General features: G+C 64.1%; 9 protein-coding genes and 3 tRNA genes. 6 read left to right on the top strand and 6 right to left on the bottom strand.

Annotated elements, in window-relative coordinates:
- Positions 1-108: 108 nt before the first annotated feature.
- From PVT67_RS18445 to PVT67_RS18435, 3 genes are all read right to left on the bottom strand, one after another.
- A tRNA-Pro gene (locus tag PVT67_RS18445) sits at positions 109-185 on the bottom strand.
- 7 nt (positions 186-192) lie between these two features.
- Positions 193-268 (bottom strand) — tRNA-His (locus tag PVT67_RS18440).
- A 28-nt stretch (positions 269-296) separates the two neighbouring features.
- Positions 297-373 (bottom strand) — tRNA-Arg (locus PVT67_RS18435).
- A 220-nt stretch (positions 374-593) separates the two neighbouring features.
- On the opposite strand from PVT67_RS18435, the gene PVT67_RS18430 reads away from it, so the two are divergent.
- Together PVT67_RS18430 and PVT67_RS18425 are read left to right on the top strand one after the other, a co-directional pair.
- On the top strand, positions 594-1010 hold the full coding sequence (locus PVT67_RS18430; RefSeq protein WP_336407783.1) for a c-type cytochrome: 417 nt from the start codon (positions 594-596) through the stop codon (positions 1008-1010).
- A gap of 111 nt (positions 1011-1121) precedes the next feature.
- Positions 1122-3653 (top strand): EAL domain-containing protein, encoded by a 2532-nt coding sequence (locus PVT67_RS18425; RefSeq protein WP_301496349.1) that lies wholly within the window; start codon positions 1122-1124, stop codon positions 3651-3653.
- 34 nt (positions 3654-3687) lie between these two features.
- Here PVT67_RS18425 and rep read toward each other — a convergent pair whose 3' ends face one another.
- Positions 3688-5706 carry a DNA helicase Rep gene (gene rep / locus PVT67_RS18420; protein WP_301496347.1) on the bottom strand — a complete coding sequence of 673 codons (2019 nt, stop codon included), beginning with the start codon at positions 5704-5706 and terminating at the stop codon, positions 3688-3690.
- 102 nt (positions 5707-5808) lie between these two features.
- Between rep and PVT67_RS18415 the strand changes: the two genes are divergently transcribed.
- The 4 genes from PVT67_RS18415 to ubiK are packed head-to-tail and all read left to right on the top strand — an operon-like array spanning position 5809 to position 10882.
- A complete protein-coding gene (locus PVT67_RS18415; protein WP_301496344.1) occupies positions 5809-6402 on the top strand; it encodes a TetR/AcrR family transcriptional regulator in 594 nt (197 codons plus the stop codon).
- Positions 6403-6408: 6 nt separating this feature from the next.
- Positions 6409-7524: an efflux RND transporter periplasmic adaptor subunit gene (locus tag PVT67_RS18410; RefSeq protein ID WP_301496342.1), complete on the top strand. Its 1116-nt coding sequence runs from the start codon at positions 6409-6411 to the stop codon at positions 7522-7524.
- A gap of 11 nt (positions 7525-7535) precedes the next feature.
- On the top strand, positions 7536-10625 hold the full coding sequence (locus tag PVT67_RS18405; RefSeq protein ID WP_301496340.1) for a multidrug efflux RND transporter permease subunit: 3090 nt from the start codon (positions 7536-7538) through the stop codon (positions 10623-10625).
- Positions 10626-10627: 2 nt separating this feature from the next.
- Positions 10628-10882: a ubiquinone biosynthesis accessory factor UbiK gene (gene ubiK / locus PVT67_RS18400; protein WP_301496338.1), complete on the top strand. Its 255-nt coding sequence runs from the start codon at positions 10628-10630 to the stop codon at positions 10880-10882.
- Positions 10883-10913: 31 nt separating this feature from the next.
- Here ubiK and nhaD read toward each other — a convergent pair whose 3' ends face one another.
- Both nhaD and PVT67_RS18390 read right to left on the bottom strand, forming a co-directional pair.
- The gene (gene nhaD, locus PVT67_RS18395) at positions 10914-12143 is read right to left on the bottom strand and encodes a sodium:proton antiporter NhaD (protein WP_301496336.1); all 1230 of its coding nucleotides are present in this window, start codon (positions 12141-12143) and stop codon (positions 10914-10916) included.
- Positions 12144-12188: 45 nt separating this feature from the next.
- The gene (locus PVT67_RS18390) at positions 12189-16469 is read right to left on the bottom strand and encodes an EAL domain-containing protein (RefSeq protein ID WP_301496334.1); all 4281 of its coding nucleotides are present in this window, start codon (positions 16467-16469) and stop codon (positions 12189-12191) included.
- Positions 16470-16541 lie beyond the last annotated feature (72 nt).

Raw genomic sequence — 16541 nt, 5'->3', positions numbered from 1 at the left:
GTTATCTCTATGGGGCTTGAACCCTTAAGCAATACACCAAGGATAGAGCGATGCCAAGTCCTTGGCCCAGATACAAAAAAACCCGCTCTTTGAGCGGGTCTCTGTTCTTGGTCGGTGCTGAGGGATTCGAACCCCCGACCCTCTGGTCCCAAACCAGATGCGCTACCAGACTGCGCTAAGCACCGGGAATAATGGGGTGGACGATGGGACTTGAACCCACGACAACCGGAATCACAATCCGGGGCTCTACCAACTGAGCTACGCCCACCATAAATTCTTTTGCCATTGTATCGGGATGGCGCGCCCGAGAGGATTCGAACCTCTGACCTCTGCCTCCGGAGGGCAGCGCTCTATCCAGCTGAGCTACGGGCGCCCGACCGGCGAGGGCATATAATACTGAGCCACCCAGGGGTCGTCTATGGTGAAATGCGAAAAAAGTGGTGCCGGCCTTCTGTTCGTCTACTTTATCGCCAAAGGGCCATGCTTGCGGTGGCCAGCGGCTATCTTTCCAGAGGTGGTGCGTCTTTTTTGCGCATTGCTGCCCTTCAGCGCTAAATTAAATGAAAACCCCATAAGAAACAGGGAGAACCCTAGTGAGCAGATCCAGCAAAGTCCTGGCTTTCAGCCTGGCCCTGGTAGCGGCCAGTGTCCTGGCGAGCACCGACACCGAAAAGGACAAGGAAAGGCAGGCCATCGCCGAGCGCATCAAGCCGGTGGGGTCTGTCTACCTGGAAGGGGAAGGCGCCGCGGCCCAGGCTGCCAAACCCTCAGGCCCCCGTACCGGCCAGCAGGTTTACCAGGGAGCCTGTTTCGCCTGCCACGGCACCGGAGCCCTGGGGGCGCCCAAGGTCCATACCGCCGACTGGGATCCCCGCGTGGCCAAGGGCATGGACGTGCTGCTGGGCCACGCCCTCAACGGCTTCAACGCCATGCCCCCTAAAGGCACCTGTGGGGACTGCTCCGAAGCCGAGATCAAGGCGGCCATCGAGTTCATGAGCAGTAAATCTTAATTAGCAAGACACAATAACTTGGCATTTCTGTAACGTTTTGTTGATGTCTGCCTAAAAAGTGTGCTAAAACAGGACGCTTGCCGATCCGGCCCTACAAAGATCTGAGCCCTCATGGACGATTTACAGCCGATCATGGGCGCCAAGAACGATGTTTTATTGGATGCCTTATTCGAGATATCCGAGCTTTCCAGCGAAGCTCGGGATTTGGCGTCCTTTTTCCCCGCCGTGCACCGCATCATCGGCAACCTGCTGCCGGCCGAAAACTTCTACGTCGCCCTCTACCAAGAGCTGGATGACACCATAGAGCTGGTGTACCTGGTGGATCACGCCGACCCCATGCTGGACCCTGCCCAGGTGTCTTCCCAGGATTTGCACCGCGGCCTGACCGGTTACCTGCTGCGCAGCGGTGACGCCCTGCTGCTGTCCTCCGACGGCTTCAAGGTCCTGGCGGAGCAAGGCCAAATAGAAGAGCTGGGCCCGGACGCCGTGGATTGGCTGGGCATTCCCCTCAAGCACAACGACAAGGTCATAGGCGCCATGGTGGTGCAGAGCTATGACGCCGGCACCCGCTACAGCGAAGACGACAAGGCCCTGCTGGCCTTCGTGGCCCGCCAGGTGGTCAATACCCTGGAGCGGATCCGCCACCAGGAACTGCTGGAACAACAGATCCAAGAGCGCACCCAGGCCCTGCAGGCCAGCAACCTGCTGCTGCGCCGGGAAGTCCAGGAGCGCAAGAGAGCCGAGACCTTCCAATCGGTGATGCTACACCTCTCGGAACTGGCCAACAGCGACGGCGAGCCCCAGGACTTCTTCCGCCAGGTCCATGAGCAGGTATCCAGGCTGATTGCCGCCGAGAATTTCTACATTGCCCTGCTGGACGACCGGCAGATGCTGACCTTCCCCTACTTCGTGGACCAGGTGCAGCCCAAGGCCGCCACCCGCAAGCCGGGGCGGGGCCTGACCGAATACCTGATGCGCGGCGGCAAGCCGGTGTTGGTGACCAGGAAGGTGCGGGATGCCCTGGTACGCGAAGGCCTGCTGGATCCCGAAGGCACCCAGGCCTTCCACTGGCTGGGCGGGCCCCTCATCGTCGACAAGCAAGTGGTGGGCGCCCTGGTGGTACAGAGCTATGACGCTACCCAGCGTTACCGCCGCGAAGACGTGGAGCTGATCCAGTTCGTGTCCCGCTCCGTGGCCAATGCCCTTGGCCGGCGTCGCCATCGCGAGATGCTGGAGGTGGCCAAGCGTGACCTGGAATTGAAGGTGGCGGAGCGCACCCAGGCCTTGGAAGAAGCCAACGGCGCCTTGCGCCGGCAGATGCAGGAGAAAGAAAGCCTGGCCGAGCAGCATCGCTTCGATGCCCTGCATGACGCCCTGACCGGCCTGGCCAACCGCGCCTACTTCACCTCGCAGCTTAACAGGGTGCTCAAATCCCTGGGGCGCTACCCCAACCGCCGCTACGTGGTGGCCTTCATCGATCTGGACCGCTTCAAGATCATCAACGACTCCATGGGCCACCTGGCCGGTGACCAACTGCTCAAGGAAGTGGCCCAGCGGCTGGAATCCTGCATTCGCGAGACTGACATGGTGGCGCGCCTGGGGGGCGACGAGTTCGTGATCCTCTTCGACTGCATGCAGCAGAGCGAGGATGTGGAGCTGGTGACCCAACGTATCGTCAAGGTGATGCACCAGCCCTTCGAGCTCCTGGACAGGCAGGTTTTTTCCGGCTGCTCTGTGGGGGTGGCCCATCTCCATCGCCGTTACAAGGATGCATCCGAAGTGCTGCGGGACGCCGATACCGCCATGTACCAGGCCAAGGCCCAGGGCCGCGGCCAAGTGGTGAGCTTCGACGACACCATGCGCGAGAGCCTGCTGAGCCGCTTCAGCCTGCAGAACGCCCTGCGCCACGCTGTGGAGTCCAAGCTGATCTTCCCCGCCTTCCAGCCCATCTTCAGCTTGCCCGGTAAGCGCCTCTTCGGCTTCGAAGTGCTGGCCCGTTGGCCCCGCCCTGGTGGCGGCGAACTGACCCCTGAGCTGTTCCTGGAGGCGGCCGAGGAAACCGGCATCATAGTGGACATCGATGCCCAGATGGTGAGCCATGCCTGCCGCCAACTGGGGGTCTGGAGCCACCAGCTGACCGAGCAGCCGCTGTTCGTGTCGGTGAACCTGTCCCTGCGCAGCCTGCAAAACCCGGCCTTCGTCAGGCACCTGACCCAGGAGATCCGCGACCATGAGCTGAGCCCTGGCCAGCTCATGTTGGAATTGCGGGAAAGCGCCCTGCTGCATCCTTCCAGCCAGGTGCTGGAGGTGATGGAGTACCTGTCGGAGCTGGGAGTGGGCCTGGTGCTGGATCACTTCGGGGCCGGCTCGGCCACCTTGTCGGTGCTGATGCAGTACAACTTCCAGGCTCTGAAGATGAGCCCCCACTTCCTCAAGCAGGTCACGGAACACAGCCGTGGTCAGAATCTGCTGCAGTCGGTGGTGGCCGTGTCCAGGCACCTGCAGATCCCCATCATCGCCCACGGCATCGAAGACGAGGCCAAGTTCGAGGCGGTGCGTGGCCTGGGCTTCGCCTTCGGCCAGGGGGAATACCTCTGCCAGCCGTTGGCCCTGTCCCAGGCCGAGCTGATGCTCTGCGCCTAAGGCATTTACCCAGGCATGACTGCCTGGGCTCCAATCAATCCTTGTTGAACAGCGCCGCCCTCAGGTTGGCGATATTGGCCTTGCCCTTGGCCTGGCGTTCCTGTGGGCTGGGCGGAGGCTGGCGGTGTTCCCAGACCAGGTCGTCCTGGGGCAGCTCGTCGAGGAAGCGTGAGGGCTGGGGCCTGACGCTCTCGCCGAACTGGCGCCGCTCCCTACAGAGCATGAAAGTCAGCTCCCGCTGGGCGCGGGTGATGCCCACATAGGCCAGGCGCCGCTCTTCCTCGATGTTGTCTTCGTCGATGCTGCTTTGGTGGGGCAGCAGCCCTTCTTCCATGCCGATCAGGTAGACGTAGGGAAACTCCAGGCCCTTGGAGGCGTGCAGTGTCATCAGCTGCACCTGGTCGGCCTCTCCTTCCTCGCTCTGGCGTTCCATCATGTCGCGCAGCGTCAGGCGAGTGACAACCTCCTGCAGGCTCATGGGCTCGTCGAGGTCGTCGCCGCGCAGCATGCCGCTGACCCAGCCGAAGAGGGTGGAGACGTTCTTCATGCGCATCTCGGCGGCCTTGGCCGAGGGGGAACTCTCGTAGAGCCAGTTCTCGTAGTGGCTGCCGCGGATCAGTTCCCGCACCGCCTCCTCCGGCTCGCCGCGCTTGGCTTCTTCCTGGAGATCGGTCAGCCAGCGGGTGAATTCCCGCACCGCTTCCAGGCCGCGGCCGGTCAGGTGCTGCTCCAGGCCGAGATCGAAGCTGGCGGCGAAGAGGCTGGTCTTGCGCAGGCCCGCGTAGTGGCCCAGTTTTTCCAGGGTCACGGGACCTATCTCCCGGCGCGGCACGTTGATGATGCGCAGCAGCGCCGTGTCGTCGTCCGGGTTCACCAGGAGGCGCAGGTAGGCCATGATGTCCTTGACCTCGGCGCGGGAGAAGAAGCTGGTGCCGCCGGAGATACGGTAGGGGATGCGGTTCTGCATCAGCGCCTTTTCAAGGAGCCGCGACTGGTGGTTGCCCCTGTAGAGCACGGCGTAGTCCTTGTAATGGGTCTTGCCCAGGAACTTGTGGGAGAGGATCTCCGCCACCACCCTTTCCGCCTCGTGGTCTTCGTTGTTGGCCATCATCACCTTGAGCCGTTCCCCCTGGCCCAGTTCAGAGAACAGTTCCTTCTCGTAGACGTGGGGGTTGTTGGCGATGAGGATGTTGGCGCTGCGCAGTATGGTGGCCGTGGATCTGTAGTTCTGTTCCAGCTTCACCAGCTTGAGGTGGGGAAAGTCTTCCTTGAGCCGAACCAGGTTTTCGGGGCGGGCGCCGCGCCAGGAATAGATGGACTGGTCGTCGTCCCCCACCACGGTGAAACGGGCCCGCTCACCCACCAGCAGTTTCACCATCTCGTATTGGCTGGTGTTGGTGTCCTGGTACTCGTCCACCAGCAGGTAGCGCAGCCTGTCCTGCCAGCGCTCGCGCACCTCGAGGTTGTCCCGCAGCAGCAAGGTAGGCAGCAGTATCAGGTCGTCGAAGTCCAGGGCGTTGACGGCCCGCAGATACTGGCTGTAGCGGTCGTAAAGCTCGGCGAAGGCAGCATCGCGCCCGTCCTGGGCCAGGGCCTTGGCCTGGTCCGGCAGTATCAGGTCGTTCTTCCATTGGCCGATACGGCCGATCACCAGATTGAGCAGATCTTTGTCGTCCTGCAGCAGCTTGGCACCGATCTCCTTGAGGGCCTGGCTCATGTCCGCCTCGTCAAAGAGGGTGAAGCCGGCGCGCAGCCCCAGGTGGTGGCCGTCCCTCTTCAGGATGTTGAGCCCCAGGGTGTGGAAGGTCGACACCGTCAGGCCCCTGGCCTCTTTCTTGCCCAGGGTCTGGGCCACCCGCTCCTTCATCTCCCTGGCGGCCTTGTTGGTGAAGGTGACGGCGGCGATGTGCTTGGCCTGCCAGCCACATTGCTGCACCAGGTAGGCGATCTTGTTGGTGATCACCCGGGTCTTGCCCGAGCCGGCGCCAGCCAGCACCAGCAAGGGGCCGGAGATGTATTTGACGGCGTCGTTCTGGGCGGGATTGAGCTTCATGGCGCAGCTTCCTGAACAGGGCCGCACATTGTACCCCAGGTGCTGGCCTTGTGCAGTCCACCGGGTTAGAATGGATGAACGTTCATTCATTTCATGGCAAGCATGGCGGAACAACCCGGCATCGACAAAGAGCAGCGCATCCTGGAAGCCACGGGCCGGCTCTTGGCCAGCCACGGTTTCCATGGCCTGTCCATGCAGTTGGTGGCCAAGGAGGCCGGGGTGGCGGCGGGCACCATCTACCGCTACTTCGACTCCAAGACGGCGCTGATCGTGGCGCTGCATGCCAAGATAGTCACAGAGGCGGCGCAGCAGCTTTTCCGGGACTACGATGCCGGTGCCAGCCTCGAGGACCGTTACCGCTATCTCTGGAACCGGACCTGGGAGATCTTCCTGGGCTCTCCCGAGGTGTTGCTGTGCAAGCACCAATTTGACCGCCTGCCCACTGAGCAGGATCTGCAGCGGATGCGGGAACTGGAAGAACGCCATTTCGCCCCCTGGCAGGCCTTCCTCGAAGAGGGGCGCCAACAGGGGGTGTTCAAGGATCTGCCGGACGAGCTCTTATCCAGCCTGAGTATTGAAGTCTGTTTTGGCCTGGCCTACAAAGAGGTCACCGGCCTGGTGAATTTAACGCCGTCCCAGTTGGATGCGGCCATGGAGGCCAGCTGGCATGCGCTGGCCCATAAGACAAGGAGCTGATTAGGCATGAAACGTTGGAGCATCATGATAGCGGTGGTGGTACTGCTGCTGGGCACTGTGTTGGGCTTTAACGCCCTCAAGAGCTACGGTATGAAGCAGTATTTCGCCCATATGCCCCCCCCCGTCTTTCCCGTCACCACCATGAAGGTGACCACCCAGGACTGGACCCCCACCATAGAGGCCATCGGCTTTATCGAACCCAACCAAGGGGTCATGGTGCGCTCTGAGGCGGCCGGGGTGATCCGCGAGCTGGGCTTCGAGTCCGGCGACAAGGTGGAGAAGGGCCAGCTGCTGGCGGCCCTGGACAACAGCGTCGAGCAGGCCAACCTCAAGGCGGCCCAGGCCAAGATGCCGGCCGCCAAGGCCCAGTACGAGCGGCTCAAGACCCTCTACCGTGACAAGTCCGCCTCCAAGGGCCAACTGGACGAGGCAGAAGCCAACTACCAGAGCCTGGTGGCGGAGATAGAGAGCCTCAACGCCACCATAGGGCGCCGTACCATCAAGGCCCCCTTCGCCGGCGTGGTGGGGCTGCGCAATATCTACCTGGGCCAGTACCTGCAGAATGGTTCCGACGTGGTGCGCCTGGAAGACCAGCACCTGATGCGGATCCGCTTCACCGTGTCCCAGAATGACCTGTCGCGGATCGAGAAGGGCCAAACTGTCTCCATCAAGGTGGATGCCTACCCCGACACCCCCTTCAGCGGCCAGATCACCGCCATAGAGCCCGTGGTCAACGCCGAGAGCGGCGTGGTCAACGTCCAGGCTGACATCCCCAACAACGACGGCCAGCTGCGCTCCGGCATGTTTGCCAAGGTGGAGGTGACCCTGCCCACCCTCAAGGACCAGGTGGTGATCCCCCAGACCGCCATCGAGTTCGCCCTCTACGGCCAGACCGTCTACGTGATGCAGGACGCCAAGGACGACAGCGGCAAGGCCTACAAGGCGGTGCGCCAGTTGACGGTGCAGGTGGCCGAGCGCCGCGGTGACGTGGCCCGCCTGACCGGCGGCCTGGAGCCGGGCATGGAGCTGGTCACGGCCGGCCAGGTCCGCCTCTATAACGGCGCCCATGTGGACGTGAAGCAGGACAGCCTGGGTACAGACAAGCCGCTGCCGCGACTTTAAGGAAGAAGGCCATGCGCTTTACCGATATCTTCATCCGCCGCCCCGTGCTGGCGGCGTCCATCAGCTTCCTGATAGCGCTGATGGGCCTCTATGCCCTCAAGGGCATGCAGGTGCGGGAATACCCGGACATGACCAACACCACAGTGTCGGTCACCACCAGCTATTACGGGGCCTCTTCCGACCTGATCCAGGGTTTCATCACCCAGCCGTTGGAGCAGGCCATAGCCCAGGCGGACAACATCGACTTCATGACCTCCCAGTCCATGCTGGGCAGGAGCACCATCACCGCCTACATGAAGCTCAACACCGATCCCAACGACGCCCTGGCCAACATCATGGCCAAGGTCAACTCGGTGCGGGCCCAGCTGCCTTCCGAGGCCGAGGATCCGACGGTGGCGGTGGCGGCGGCCGGTGGTACCTCGCTGATCTACATCAGCTTTTCCTCCGACACCCTCAACTCCAGCCAGATCAACGACTACCTGGAGCGGGTGGTGCAGGCGCAGCTGTTCACCGTTGACGGTGTGGCCAAGGTCAACCTCTACGGCGGCATCAAGTTCGCGCTGCGCATCTGGTTGGATCCCCAGCGCATGGCCGCCTACGGCCTGACCGCCGAGGACGTGCTGCAGGTGCTGGCCGCCAACAACTACCAGGCCGCCCCCGGCCAGGTGGTGGGCCGCTACACCCTGATGAACGGCAACGCCGACACCCAGGTCAGCACCGCCGACGACCTCAAGAAGCTGGTGGTGGCCTCAAGGCCGGACGGCGTCGTGGTGCGGGTGCGCGACATCGCCGAAGTGACCTTGGAGAAGAGCCACGACTCGGTGCGGGCCCTGGCCAACGGCAAGCAGGCCGTGGTGGTGGGCATCGAAGCCACTCCCACCGCCAACCCGTTGGACGTGATCAAAGGGGTGCGCAAGATGTTGCCGGACATCGATAAGGCGATGCCCGACACCATCAAGATGCGCATCCTCTACGATGCCACCCGCGCCATCGATGAATCCATCAACGAAGTGGTGCATACCATAGGTGAAGCGGCGCTGATCGTGCTGGTGGTGATCACCCTCTTCCTGGGCAACTTGCGGGCCGTGCTGATCCCCGTCATCACCATTCCCCTGTCGCTGATCGGCGTGGCCATGCTGATGAGCCTGTTCGGCTTCTCGTTGAACCTGATGACGCTGCTGTCCATGGTGCTGGCCATAGGCCTGGTGGTGGACGACGCCATAGTGGTGGTGGAGAACGTGGACCGGCATATCAAGCTGGGGGAACCGCCGTTCCGGGCCGCCATCATAGGTACCCGCGAGATAGCGCTGCCGGTCATCACCATGACCCTGACCCTGGCCGCCGTCTATGCCCCCATAGCCCTGATGGGCGGCATCACCGGCGCCCTGTTCAAGGAGTTCGCCCTGACCCTGGCCGGCGCCGTCTTCGTGTCCGGCGTGGTGGCCCTGACGCTGTCGCCCATGATGTGCGCCAAGCTGCTCAAGCCCCACCAGAACCCCAACCGCTTCGAACGGGGCGTGGAAAGCACCCTGGCGGCCGTCAACCGCCGCTACGAGGTGATGCTGGCCTGGATGCTGGAGCACAGGCCCCTGGTGATCACCTTTGCCGCCATCGTCTTCATCTCCCTGCCCTTCCTGTTCAAGGTGGTGCCACAAGAGCTGGCGCCCAACGAGGACAAGGGCGGCTTCATGATGCTGGCCAAGGCCCCAACCAACGCCAACCTCGACTACATCGAGGACAGCTTGGACAAGGTCTCGGAAAGGGCCAAACAGCTGCCGGAGATCGACGGTACCCTGGCCCTGCCTGGGGTGCCGGCAGCCAACCAGGGCCTGGGCATCGCCATCCTCAAACCCTGGAGCGAGCGCAGCAAGTCCCAGAAGCAGCTGGTCCAGGAGATCAACCAGCGGATGCGGGACCTGCCCTATGTGTCTGTGTCGGCCTTCGAATTCCCTGAGCTGCCCGGCTCCTCCGGCGGCCTGCCGGTGCAGCTGGTGATCAGCACGCCGCAGGGCTTCGAGAGCCTGTTCCAGGTGGCGGGGGAAGTCTTCGACAAGGTGCGCAAGAATCCGCTGTTCGTCTATTCGGAGATGGACTTGGCCTTCGACTCGGCCAACCTGCAGATCAAGGTCAACAGGGACAAGGCCGGCGCCTACGGCATCACCATGCAGGCCATAGGCCGCACCCTCTCGACCATGGTCAGCGACGGCTATGTCAGCCGCATCGACCTCAACGGCCGTTCCTACGAGGTGATACCCCAGGTGAAAAGGGTCGACCGCCTCAACCCCGCCTCCCTGGGCCAGTACTATGTGCGGGCCGCCGATGGCAAGCAGATCCCCCTGTCGAGCCTGATCACCATGGAGGTGAGCGGCAAGCCGAGGTCACTGAACCACTACAACCAGCTCAACTCCGCCACCATCGGCATGGTGCCGGCTCCCGGCACCGCCATGGGGGACGCAGTGGCCTTCCTGAAGCAACAGGGCGAGGCCCTGCCCAAGGGCTACCAGTACGACTTCCTGGGTGAGTCGCGCCAGTACGTCAAGGAAGGCTCGGCCCTGTTCGCCACCTTCGCCCTGGCGCTGGCGGTGATCTTCCTGGTGCTGGCCTCCCAGTTCGAGAGCCTGCGCGATCCCCTGGTGATACTGGTGTCGGTGCCACTGGCCATCTGCGGTGCCCTGGTGGCCCTGGCCTGGGGGCTCTCGACCATGAACATCTATGCCGAGGTGGGGCTCATCACCCTGATAGGCCTGATCACCAAGCACGGCATCCTGATCTGCGAGGTGGCCAAGGAGCAGCAGCTGCACCATGGCCGGAGCCGCCGTGAGGCGGTGATCGCCGCCGCCGGCACCCGCCTGCGGCCCATCCTGATGACCACAGCGGCCATGGTGGCCGGCCTGATCCCGCTGCTGTTCGCCCAAGGCGCCGGCGCCATCAGCCGCTTCTCCATCGGCATCGTCATCGTCTCTGGCCTGACCATAGGCACCCTCTTTACCCTTTTTGTGCTGCCGGTGATTTACACTTTCCTGGCGTCGGAACATAAACCCCTGCCTGTCTTCGAAGAAGCTGGCGAGGTCGAAGGGCAACAGGCCCCTGTCGGAGGATGAAGATGATCAATGCCAACAAACTCGAAGAGCTGGCCAAGCAAATCACCGAGGCCCTGCCCCCCGGGGTCAAGGCCTTCGGCAACGAGGTGGAAAGCCGGGTCAAGCAGGTGCTGCAGGCGCAGCTGATGAAGCTGGATCTGGTGAGCCGCGACGAGTTCGAGGTGCAGAGCCGGGTGCTGCTCAAGACCCGCGAGAAGCTGGACGCCCTGGAGGCCAGGGTCGAGGCCCTGGAGAAGGGCGGCGAAGCCGAATCCTGAAGCAAAAAACGCGGCCCCTGGGCCGCGTTTTTCATAACACCAGGCCTATGGCGTAGACCCCCAGGAAGCCGGCGCTGTAGGCCAGCAGCAAGGGCGGGGTGAACTTCAGGTAGCTGGCGAAGGTCAGGCCTTCGACCTTGCTCATGGCCACCACCCCGGCCGCAGAACCTATGGCCAGCAGAGCGCCGCCGACCCCCACCGAGTAGGTCAGGGTCAGCCAGAGCGGCAGGCCCATGTCGATACCGGATTTGAGCAGCGCCGCCGTCAGCGGCACGTTATCCAGCAGCGCCGAGATCAGCCCCACCAGGTAGTTGGCGCCCAGGGTCGGCAGGGCCTGGTAGAGCCTTGGCAGATGGGCCAAGGTCCCCAGCTCCTTGAGCATGCCTACCAGCAGCAAGACCCCCAGGAAGAACAGCAGGGTGTCGAACTCGATGCGGCGCACATAGTCGAGGATGGGCTCGTCGCGGTTGAGGAACTGCACCACCAGGAACATCAGCGACAGCCCGAACAGGAAGCTCAGCACCGGCGGTATGCCGAAGGCGACATTGGCCCCCAAGGTGCCGAGGATGGTGAGGCCGAACAGCACCGCTATGGCCAGATCCGCCTGTTGTACCGGCACCTCGCGCTTCTGGGTCACCAGCTCGCCGGCCAGGGGCCTGGCCAGCAACAGCGCCAGCAACAGCACAGAGCCCAGGGCCGGCAGGCTCAGCAGCACCAGGTCCACTATGCCCACCTTGCCTGCCAGGAAGATCATCAGGGTGGTGACGTCCCCGGTGATGAGGGCGGCACCGCCGGCGTTGACGGCGAACACCACCAGCACCACGTAGCGCAGCAGCTTGTCGGTGGGCAGCTTGAGGCTGGCCAGCACCGAGATGCAGACCAGGGTGGAGGTGATGTTGTCGGCCATAGAGGAAAACAGGAAGGCGCCGGTGCCGGTCAGCAGCATCAGTTTCCGTTCGCTGAGCCGTGCCGGCAGCGCCCTTTGCACCAAGGCGTCGATGATGCCCTTGCTGGAGAGGTAGGAGACGAAGGTCATGGCCGCCATCAGGAACAGCCAGAGGCTGGCGATGTCCAGCAGGTTGCCGTTGAGGGCCTTCATCAGGCCAGCTTGGCCTAGTCCCGGCGGCGGCACCGCGAAGTAGAGCACCCACACCAGGGTGCCGAAGAAGAGGGTGGTCTTGGCCTTGTCGACATGGGTGAGGTCCTCGATGACGATGGACAGGAAGCCCAGCGCCACCAGCACCAGCAGTATGATCGTCATGGAGTCCTTCCGTTGCAGGCCGCAACGGCAGTGTAGCCGCTGGCCTCAGCGGCCCGCCAGCCAGGCCTCCAGTTCGGGCGCCGGCAATGGCCGGGCGAAATGGTAGCCCTGGCCCTCGTCACAGCCCAGCGCCACCAGGCATTGCAGCTGCTCCTGGGTTTCGATGCCTTCTGCCACCACCCGCATGCCCAGGCCCTGGGCCAGCTCCAGTACGGCGCGGATCACCGCCACCGAATCGCCGTCGCCGGGCAGCTTGGCCACGAAGCTGCGGTCCAGCTTGAGGATGTCGAAGTGCAGCTCGGTCAGGTAGGACAGGGCCGAATAGCCGGTGCCGAAGTCGTCCAGGGCCAGGCGGATGCCGCTCTTTTGCAGCCTGGCTACCTGGCGAGCCGCCCCTTCCTTGCCCGACAGCAGGGTGGACTCGGTCAGTTCCAGCTCCAGGCGGTTGCTGTCCAGCCCCAGCTCGGCCAGCAGGGCCGCCACCTGGCCAGGTAGGTCCTGGCTCTGGAACTGGCGCACCGAGAGGTTGACCGCCATCTGCAGGTCTATGCCCTTGGCCTGCCAGGCCTGCTGCTGGGACAGGGCTTCCCGCAGCACCCAGGCTCCCAGGGTGCTGATCAGACCGGTTTCCTCGGCCAGGGGAATGAAGTCACAGGGCGGGATGTTGCCCAGCTGCGGGTGCTGCCAGCGGGCCAGGGCTTCCACCCCCACCACCTGGTTGCTGGCGAGATCGACCCGTGGCTGGTAGGCCAGGCTCAGGCCCTCTTCCTGCAAGGCCTGGCGCAGGCCGTGCTCCAGGGCCAGGCGGCGCTGGGCGGCGGCGTTCATGGCGTTGGTGTAGTACTGGAAGTTGCCGCGGCCCCTGGACTTGGCGTGATACATGGCGGTGTCGGCGTAGCGCACCAGGGTGTCGGGGTCCGTGCTGTCCTGGGGATAGAGGGCGATGCCGATGCTGGGGCTGATGTTGACCCTGTGGCCTGCGAGATCCATGGCCGGCTCCAGCACCTGGACCACCTTTTCCGCCACCAGGGTGGCGGTCAGCAGTTCCTTGACGTCCTCGAGGATGATGGTGAATTCGTCGCCTCCCAGGCGCGCCACAGTGTCGTAGCTGCGCACGGCGCCGCAGAGGCGCCTGGCCACTTCCTTGAGTAGCTTGTCGCCAAACTGGTGGCCCAGGGAGTCGTTGACGTGCTTGAAGCGGTCGAGATCCAGGAACAGCAACGCCACCAGCTGGCCCGAGCGCCTGGCCCTGGCCATGGCGTGGCCGAGGCGGTCATGGAAAAGGGTGCGGTTGGGCAGGCCGGTCAGGGTGTCGTAGTTGGCCAGGTAGCGCAGCTCCTCCTCTGCCGACTTGCGCTCCGTGATGTCGTTGAAGAGCACCACCAGGTTGGCTCCCTGGGCCTGGTCCTGGGCCCAGTGGATCTCGGCTTCCACCAGCAGCAGTTGGCCTTCGTGGTTAAGGATGCTCAGTTCCCCTGCCCAGTTGCCGTGCTGGAGCAGGGCGGCGCGGATCTGGTTGAGCCTGGCCCGGCGTCCGGCCCTTGGCAGGAACTGCCAGGGGCGGTAGCCCAAGAGAGCGTCCCTTTTTCTGGCCAGCAGCCGCTCCGCCGCCGGGTTGATGCCGATGATGACCAGTTTGTCGTTGGTCACCATCACCCCTTCAGACATGGACTGGGTCACCAGGTCGGACAGTTGCAGCTGCCGCTCCCTGGCCTTGTCGGCGCTGATGTCGCTGTGGGTGCCCACCATCCGCACCACCTCGCCGTCGGGGCTCCTTTCCACCACCTGGCCCCTGTCCTGCACCCAGACCCAGTGGCCGTCGGCGTGGCGCAGCCGGTAGACGCACTGGTAATGGGCATCCTGGCCGCGCAGGTGGCGGCGTACCGCCTTGACGATATCGGCCTTGTCGTCGGGATGCACCAGGCCGGACAGGCCCTGGGGGGTCGGGGCTATGTCCCCTTCGGCGTAACCCAGGAATTCCAGGCCGGTGCGCACCACTGTATGGCTGCGCCAGTCCCAGTCCCAGACCCCGTGCCCAGAGGCCACCATGGCCAGGCGCAAGCGTTGTTCGTTGTCGACCAGTTGCCGGCGCAGCGACAGGCGGCTCTCCCGGCGGCGGCGCCACAGATACCAGCAGCACCAGAGCAAGAGCAGCACCAGCAGGCTTTCCCAGAGCAGGTGGACCGGCTGCCAATACCAGGGCTGGCGTACCCGGATCTGCAGCTCCAGGGGCGGTTGGTGGCTGCTTTCCCGGCTCAGCTGCAACAGGTGGCTGCCGGAAGGCAGGTGGGTGAACACCAGTTCCCTTTCCTGGCCTATGGATTGCAGCTGGCCATCCAGTCGGTACTGGTAGTTGCGCACGTCCCGGCCCAGATCCAGGTCGGCAAAACCGAGGCTGAGGCGCCTTATGGGCGGCGTCAGCACCAGGGGCTGGCCAGGGAGCAGGGCGGTGGGCACCCCGTCCACCGACACCGAGGTCCACTGCAGGGGATAGTGCTCTGCCTGGATGGCGTGTTTGGCCGGTTGCACCTCGGTCAGGCCGTTGACGGCGCCGAAATAGAGCAGGCCGCCCGGTGCCACCCAGAGGCTGTTGCCGTTGTATTCCAGGCTGTACTGGTCGCGCTGGGGCGAATAGAAATGCTGGCGGGCCACGTCGAACAGCGCCAGGCCGCGGTTGGTGGACAGCCACAGCTGGCCGGTTTTGCCTGGGGCTATGGCATAGATGGTGTCGTCGAGCAGGCCAGGCTGCTGTTCCCAGCGACTGAGCCTGCCTTGGGCATCCAGGTGCAGCAGGCCGCTCTGGGTCCCCACCCACCAGCCGTCGCCGTCTGCCAGCAGGCTGCGAACCCGGTGCGCCACCAGGGGCCTTTGCCAGCACTTGGGCTGGGGTCTGACGCGGCAAAGGCCGTCTTCCCGGCCTACCATCAGCGTCTCGCCCTGGCTGGCTATGGCGTAGACGGGGACTGCGTCCTCCACGGCCTGGAAGTGACCGTCCTTCAGCAGCAGCAGCCCTTTGCTGGTGCCCAACCAGAGTTCATTGCCCTTGGCGTACAGGGTCCAGATCCGGGCCTTGGGCAGGCCTTGTGCCTCACCGAAACGTTGCCACTGGCCCTGGGGATCGAGGCGCAGCAGACCCTGGTCGGTGCCCAGCCAGAGGTTCCCCGCCTGATCCTTGGCCAGGGCCGAGACGATCAGGAAGAGGCTGGCCGGATCCTCGCCCAACAGGGCGGCCAAGGGCTGCCGATAGGAGTGGTAGTGGCCCTGGGGATCCAGGCGTTTGAGGCCCTCCCCCAGGGTGCCCAGCCAGAGGCCCTGGTCGTCGCCGAGGATGGCCCTGATGTTGTTGGCGGCCTGGCTGGTGCCGTCCAGGAAATAACGGATGGCCCTGTTGTGGTCGGGCAGGTGCACCACGCCGCTGGTGGCGGTGCCGATCCACAGTTGCCCCTCGGAATCGGCAAAGGCGCTGAGGGACCATTGGATCAGCTCGCCCTTCGGCCCCTGCATCAGGGACTCGGTCAGGCCAAGGTCCGGGTCCAACCAACGCAGACCCTGGTGGCTCTGGATGAGGTAGAAGTGGCCCTTATGGTCGCTGACCAGGGCTATGGCCCGGGCACTGCCGGCCCAGCTCAGTCGAGGCTTCAGGCTGCCGCCATGCCACTGCCAGAGCCGGCCGGGGCCGGCCAGCCAGGCCTCGCCTTGCTGATCCAGGGCCAGGGCCTGCAGGCGGACGTCGTCGGCCTTCTTGACCAGGGTCTGGTCCTGCAGCTGCCAGAGCCCCCCTTGGCTGTCCAGGGTCCAGAGTTCGCCATGGCCTGCCGCCAGGGCGAGGATGGCGCCCGGCATCATCAGCCGCCACTGCTGGTTGGCCATGGACAGGCGCCAGAGCCCGGCCCTGGTGCCGACGAATATTTGGTCCCCCAGGCTGGCCAGCTGGGTGACGGGAGCCTCTTTCCAGGGCTGGGGCAGGCTCTGGAAGAACTGGCCGTCGTAGCGCTGCAGGCTGCCGTCGGCGGCCCCTATCCAGAGGCCGCCCTTGTCGTCCCCGCCGAGGGCGGTCAGGTGTTCGGAGTTGAGGCTGAAGGGATCGCTGGAGTCGGCGTGGAAGACCTGGAGCTGGCGGCCGTCGTAGCGGTTGAGGCCGTCCTGGGTGGCGAACCAGAGGAAGCCCTTGGCGTCCCGGTAGATGGCGCTGACCGAATTCTGGCTGAGGCCTTGGGTGACATCCAGCACCTGTGGCGGCAGGTAGGGCGCCGCCGTCAAGGGGGCCGCCCTCAAGGGCAGGGACAGCAGCAGGAGGAGAAGCAGGCGTATGTGCAGTGCGGTCAACCGGCCAGGGGAGTTCATAAAAACTATTATCAAGTTGTAACAGGGATGAAGGCAAGGAGTAGCCATCTTGCT

Origin of the sequence: Gallaecimonas kandeliae (assembly GCF_030450055.1) — a bacterium.
Taxonomy (GTDB): Bacteria; Pseudomonadota; Gammaproteobacteria; order Enterobacterales; family Gallaecimonadaceae; genus Gallaecimonas; species Gallaecimonas kandeliae.
Note: the sequence above shows the minus strand (reverse complement) of the source record. Positions and strands in the feature narration are given on the sequence as shown.

Coding starts and splice junctions, on each gene's coding strand:
- PVT67_RS18425 (WP_301496349.1), top strand. CDS start 1,122: ATGGACGATTTACAGCCGATCATGGGCGCCAAGAACGATGTTTTATTG.
- rep (WP_301496347.1), bottom strand. CDS start 5,706: ATGAAGCTCAATCCCGCCCAGAACGACGCCGTCAAATACATCTCCGGC.
- PVT67_RS18415 (WP_301496344.1), top strand. CDS start 5,809: ATGGCGGAACAACCCGGCATCGACAAAGAGCAGCGCATCCTGGAAGCC.
- PVT67_RS18410 (WP_301496342.1), top strand. CDS start 6,409: ATGAAACGTTGGAGCATCATGATAGCGGTGGTGGTACTGCTGCTGGGC.
- PVT67_RS18405 (WP_301496340.1), top strand. CDS start 7,536: ATGCGCTTTACCGATATCTTCATCCGCCGCCCCGTGCTGGCGGCGTCC.
- ubiK (WP_301496338.1), top strand. CDS start 10,628: ATGATCAATGCCAACAAACTCGAAGAGCTGGCCAAGCAAATCACCGAG.
- nhaD (WP_301496336.1), bottom strand. CDS start 12,143: ATGACGATCATACTGCTGGTGCTGGTGGCGCTGGGCTTCCTGTCCATC.